Origin of the sequence: Nonomuraea lactucae (assembly GCF_003313395.1) — a bacterium.
Classification (GTDB): domain Bacteria; phylum Actinomycetota; class Actinomycetes; order Streptosporangiales; family Streptosporangiaceae; genus Nonomuraea; species Nonomuraea lactucae.
In genome coordinates this window covers 1-5,128 of sequence record NZ_QNFZ01000796.1, presented here as the reverse complement: position 1 = coordinate 5,128, position 5,128 = coordinate 1, and the positions used below count along the sequence as shown (strand labels likewise).

The following is a 5,128-nucleotide window of genomic DNA, read 5'->3' as shown; positions in this document are numbered from 1 at the left end:
GTCCCGGCGGCGGCGCTCGCGCGGCCCGCGGCGGCGACCGCTCCGGCGCTGCGGACGACCGCTCCGGCGCTGCAGACGTCAGGCGTCGCGCCCGCGTCTCTCGCCGGGTTCGACAACGTCGTGAAGACCTTCGTGAAGCAGCGCGCCATCTCGTGCGCCCAGCTCGCCGTCATGAAGAACGGCAAGATCGTGCTGGCCCGCGGCTACCGCTACACCGACGGCTCCCAGGCCGTCCCCACGGTGACGCCCACGTCGCTGTTCCGCATCGCGAGCCTGAGCAAGAACATCACCTCGGCGGCGATCATGCGCCTGGTCCAGGACGGCAAGCTCAGCTTGTCGGCCAAGGTCACCCAGCTCCTGGGCCTCACCCCGGCCGACACCCGCATGCACCAGGTCACCGTGCTCCGGCTCATGCAGCACCTGGGCGGCTGGGACCGGGACGTCTCCAAGGACCAGCTCTGGCTCGACCACACGATCTCGGCCGCTCTCGACGTGCCGCTGCCGATCACCCACGCGCACATCACGAAGTACGCCACCGGCAGGCCGCTGGACTTCGCCCCCGGGTCGAAGATGGTCTACAGCAACTACGGCTACATGCTGCTCGGCCGGATCATCGCCAAGGTGTCGGGCATGTCGTACGAGTCGTACGTCAAGACCAAGCTGCTCGCCCCGCTCCGCATCACCCGGATGCGGCTCGGCAGGAGCCTCCGCGCCCAGGCCGCGCCCGGTGAGGTGATCTACCAGTCGCAGTACACGAACAAGTCCGTGGTGGACACCTCGGGCACCGTGGTGCCCTACCCGTACGGCGGGTTCAACATGCCCAACCAGGACGCCAACGGCGGCTGGCTGGCCTCCGCGGTCGACCTGGTCCGCTGGACCCTGGCCTTCGACCGGCCGGGGCTGGTGCTGAGCTCCGCGTCCATCGCCAAGCTGCTCGCCAAGCCCGAGACGGGCGTCAACGAGTACGGCTCGTGGTACGGCGGAGGGTGGTGGGTCCGGCAGGTGCCCGGCCACCTCAACACGTGGCACAACGGGTCCATGCCGGGCACGTTCACCTACCTGGCGCGGCTGCAGAACGGGTTCAGCTACGCGCTGCTGTTCAACCGGCGCGAGGAGCAGGGGTCACCCGACTTCGACGGGATCGACGACGAGATGAACGAGGTCCGGGTCTCGTCCTGGCCGGCCACGGACCTGACGCCCAGGTACTTCTGACCTCGGGCGGGGCGGGGCGGGGCGGACGGTGCGTGGCGGGTGGTGTACGTCACGCCCCGGCCGACGTCAGAACCCGGTCGACCTCAGGACCTGGTCGACCTCAGGACTCGCTCGACCTCAGGACCCGGTCGACGAACGCCGGGTCCTGAAGGGCGTCGGCTCCGTCCAGGAAGTTGATCACTCGCAGGAGGGCCCGCCCGACCTCCGGGTCGCGGTGGGCGGCGTGATGCAGGCGGCCCATGAACGCGTGGCCGTGCCGCGTCTGCTCACTGCGGGGCCCTTCGACCTCGGGGTAGCGCAGGTCCGACCCGACCACCGTGGCCCACACGGCATCGAGGAGACCGGTGGTCCGCTCGAAGAACCGGACGGCGAGCTTGGCCGGGCCCTCCAAGAGGCTGTCGCGCAGTTCGAGCGCCTCCAAGGACGCGACGGTCATGCCCTGCCCGAACACCGGATTGAAGCTGGAGATGGCGTCGCCCAGCACGAGATACCCCTCGGGGAACCTCGACAGCCGCGCGTAGTGCCGGCGCTTGGTGGCCGGGAAGCGAGTGGACACGGGCTCTTCGACCGGTTCGAGGGTGCGGATCACATCGTGGATGTCCGGGGCGGCGAGTCCCGCTGCGAAAGCCGTGAATCCCGCGTGGTCCCGCGGTGGCTCCTCCCCCAGGTAGCCGCCGAGAGTGACGATCCAGCGGTCGCCTTCCTGAGCCAGCATGACGCCGTTGCGCCGGATGTCGTCGGTGACGCCGATGATGGCCCCGAGGTCGCCGTTGAGCTGGTCGGGCGTGCGCCGGTAGTGGTGGGTCGTGTACCGGAGGTCGATCCGGACCCGCTCCTCCTCCGGCGCGGGATAGCCGAGCTCCTCCAGCCAGACCGCGGCCCGGCCGCCCCGGCCGGACGCGTCCACAACCAGCCCGGCCGGTATGACTCCGGCCGTGACGTTCGGCTCGGCTCCGGGGATCCGTGACATGACGCGTACGCCCGTCACCGGCCCGCCGGTCTGATCGGTCAGGAGACCCACGGCCTCGCAGCGGTCGACGATCCGCACGTTGTCCAGGGCTCGCAGGCGGTCACGGATGGACGCCTCCAGCAGCGGCCGGCTGACGAGCAGGCCTTGCAGGTCGCTCGGAGCCTGCCGCAGGAGCAGTCCCTCGTTGTACCAGCGGGCCTGCGCCTGTACGTCTGCCGAAAGCACTCCCTTGCTGATCAGCCCAGCCGTCAGCCCGGGGAACAGCTCCTCCATGATCTCCCGGCCGCGGGCCAGCAATCCATGCGCGTGGCGGCTCTGGGGAACCCCACGGCGATGGAGTTCGCCGGCGCGTAATTCGTCCCGCTCGATCACGGTCACGCGGCCGTACTGGTCGGCCAGCACCCGGGCCGCGAGCAGGCCGGCCATGCTGGCTCCGATGACCACGACGTGATCAGCTTCAGGGTTGGACGGCATCATCGTTTCTCCCACGGTGTTGTCGCGTTCGATCCCCAGCTCCTCGACATCGGTGGTTTCACCGGCGAGCTGGACGCGGTCAGGAACAACGATCGCCAATGTCCGCCTGGGCGTCATCGGTTGACCGACCTATTCATGCGACAAGGTGCCAACGGGACGACGGTGGTCGCCCTACACGGGCATAAGAGCAGGCGCGCGCGTACAACGCGGCACCATGCACGACCCAAGAAGACCGCTCGGCCGCCTACAGCACAGGGAGGTAGCGGCCGAGCTCGAACTCGGTCACCTGGCGACGGTATTCGCGCCACTCGGTCCGCTTGTTGCGCAGGAAGAAGTCGAAGACGTGCTCCCCGAGCGTCTCGGCCACCAGCTCGCTCTGCTCCATCACCGCGATGGCCTCGTCGAGGGACTGGGGCAGGGGGCGGATGCCCAGGGCGCGCCGTTCGGCGCTCGTCAGGGTCCAGACGTTGTCCTCGGCGGCGGCCGGGAGCTCGTAGCCCTGCTCGATGCCCTTGAGCCCGGCGGCGAGGATGAGCGCGAACGCCAGGTAGGGGTTGCAGGCCGTGTCGAGCGAGCGGAACTCGATGCGCGTCGAGCCGCCCTTGTGCGGCTTGTACATGGGCACGCGGACCAGCGCCGAGCGGTTGTTGTGGCCCCAGCAGATGTAGGAGGGGGCCTCGCCGCCCTGGCCGGCGATGGCCTCGGCGCCGCCCCACAGGCGCTTGTAGGAGTTGACCCACTGGTTGGTGATCGCGGTGATCTCGGCGGCGTGCCTGAGGAGGCCCGCGATGAACGACCGGCCGATCTTGGAGAGCTGGTATTCGGCGCCCGCCTCGTAGAAGGCGTTTCGGTCGCCCTCAAACAGCGACATGTGGGTGTGCATACCGGAGCCGGGGTGCTCGGTGAACGGCTTGGGCATGAACGAGGCCCAGATGCCCTGCTCCAGCGCCACCTCCTTCATGACCAGGCGGAACGTCATGATGTTGTCGGCCGTGGTGAGCGCGTCGGCGTAGCGCAGGTCGATCTCCTGCTGGCCGGGGGCGCCCTCGTGGTGGCTGAACTCCACCGAGATGCCCATCGACTCCAGCATCATGATCGCCTGGCGGCGGAAGTCGTGGCCGGCGCTGTGCGGGGTGTGGTCGAAGTAGCCGCCGGAGTCGATCGGCTCCGGCCGCTGGCCCGGCTCGGGACGGCTCTTGAGCAGGAAGAACTCGATCTCCGGGTGGGTGTAGAAGGTGAACCCCATGTCGGCGCACTTGGCGAGCATGCGCTTGAGCACCCAGCGCGGATCGGCGTGCGAGGGCGAGCCGTCGGGCATGAGGATGTCGCAGAAGATGCGCCCCGCCCCGGGCGCCTCGCTGCGCCACGGCAGGATCTGGAAGGTGGCCGGGTCGGGCTTGGCCAGCATGTCGGACTCGTAGACGCGGGCGAAGCCCTCGATGGCCGAGCCGTCGAATCCGATGCCCTCGGCGAAGGCGCCTTCGAGCTCGGCCGGTGCGATGGCGACCGACTTGAGGAAGCCGAGCACGTCGGTGAACCAGAGCCGGATGAACCGGATGTCGCGTTCCTCGAGCGTGCGGAGCACGAACTCCTGCTGGCGGTCCAAGGCATCCCCTCGCGAAGACGATTCAGCTCTCCCTACCAGAATGCCGTGTCCGTGTTTCGCGCACGTTACGGGGGGTGCCGGTGCGAGCCTCGCTGACAAACTCTGCAAGCAGACTTACTGTGATCTTCGCAGTCAGTCAGTCTCGGGGGAGGCACGGGTGGCTATCGACCTGCTCAATCACAAGCTTGATCGGGCGTTCGACCACGTCGACGCGGCGGGGCGGGGCGTCGTCGGCCGCGAGGACCTGCTGGGGCTCGGGGCTCGCATCCTGGTGGGGTTCGGCGAGTCGCCGACCTCGGTTCCGGGCAGCGTCCTCGTCGATGGTTTCGGCCAGATATGGTCGGCTCTGTCGGACGCGCTGGGCAGGGACAGCGACTGCCGGATGTCGCGGGAGGAGTTCCGTACGGGCATGACGGCGGCGTTCGTGACCGGTGACGGGTACGAGCCGGTGTTCCGCTCGGCCACGGTCGCGGTGGCGGAGATCTGCGACGGCGATGCGGACGACCTGATCGGGGTGCGGGAGTTTCGAACGATGCTGAGCGCGTTCGGCACCGCCTACGACGACGTGGACGTGGCGTTCGACCGGATCGACCGCACGGGCAGGGGCGCGCTGACCGTCGACGAGCTGGTGGAGGCCGCGCGGCAGTACTACACGGGCGACGACCCGAACGCGGCGGGCAACTGGCTCTTCGGACCCCTGTGAGCAGCGGCATGACGACGAGCGCCGGCGTGATGACGACTGTGAGGACGAGCGTGCGGACCGCTCTGCGGTCCGTGCTCCACTGGAAGCCGCTGGCCCCCGCGCCGCGCGGGGGCGGCCCGGCGGCGCTGGCGTTGCTGCGGCTGACGGAGCGGGTGCCGGCGCT

At 69.2% G+C, this 5,128-nt stretch carries 4 protein-coding genes; 2 read left to right on the top strand and 2 right to left on the bottom strand.

Annotated elements, in window-relative coordinates; genetic code table 11:
- The coding region (locus DQW85_RS27830; protein ID WP_162795435.1) for a serine hydrolase domain-containing protein at positions 1-1,212 on the top strand (1,212 nt) is incomplete at its 5' end.
- 100 nt (positions 1,213-1,312) lie between these two features.
- Here the strand turns inward: DQW85_RS27830 and DQW85_RS27825 are convergent.
- Both DQW85_RS27825 and DQW85_RS27820 read right to left on the bottom strand, forming a co-directional pair.
- A complete protein-coding gene (locus tag DQW85_RS27825; protein WP_113702858.1) occupies positions 1,313-2,755 on the bottom strand; it encodes an FAD-dependent oxidoreductase in 1,443 nt (480 codons plus the stop codon).
- A 145-nt stretch (positions 2,756-2,900) separates the two neighbouring features.
- On the bottom strand, positions 2,901-4,262 hold the full coding sequence (locus DQW85_RS27820; RefSeq protein ID WP_113702857.1) for a glutamine synthetase family protein: 1,362 nt from the start codon (positions 4,260-4,262) through the stop codon (positions 2,901-2,903).
- Between the two features lie 157 nt (positions 4,263-4,419).
- Here DQW85_RS27820 and DQW85_RS27815 point away from each other — a divergent pair, with 157 nt between their 5' ends.
- Positions 4,420-4,965 carry an EF-hand domain-containing protein gene (locus DQW85_RS27815; protein WP_113702856.1) on the top strand — a complete coding sequence of 182 codons (546 nt, stop codon included), beginning with the start codon at positions 4,420-4,422 and terminating at the stop codon, positions 4,963-4,965.
- The last annotated feature ends 163 nt before the right edge of the window (positions 4,966-5,128 follow it).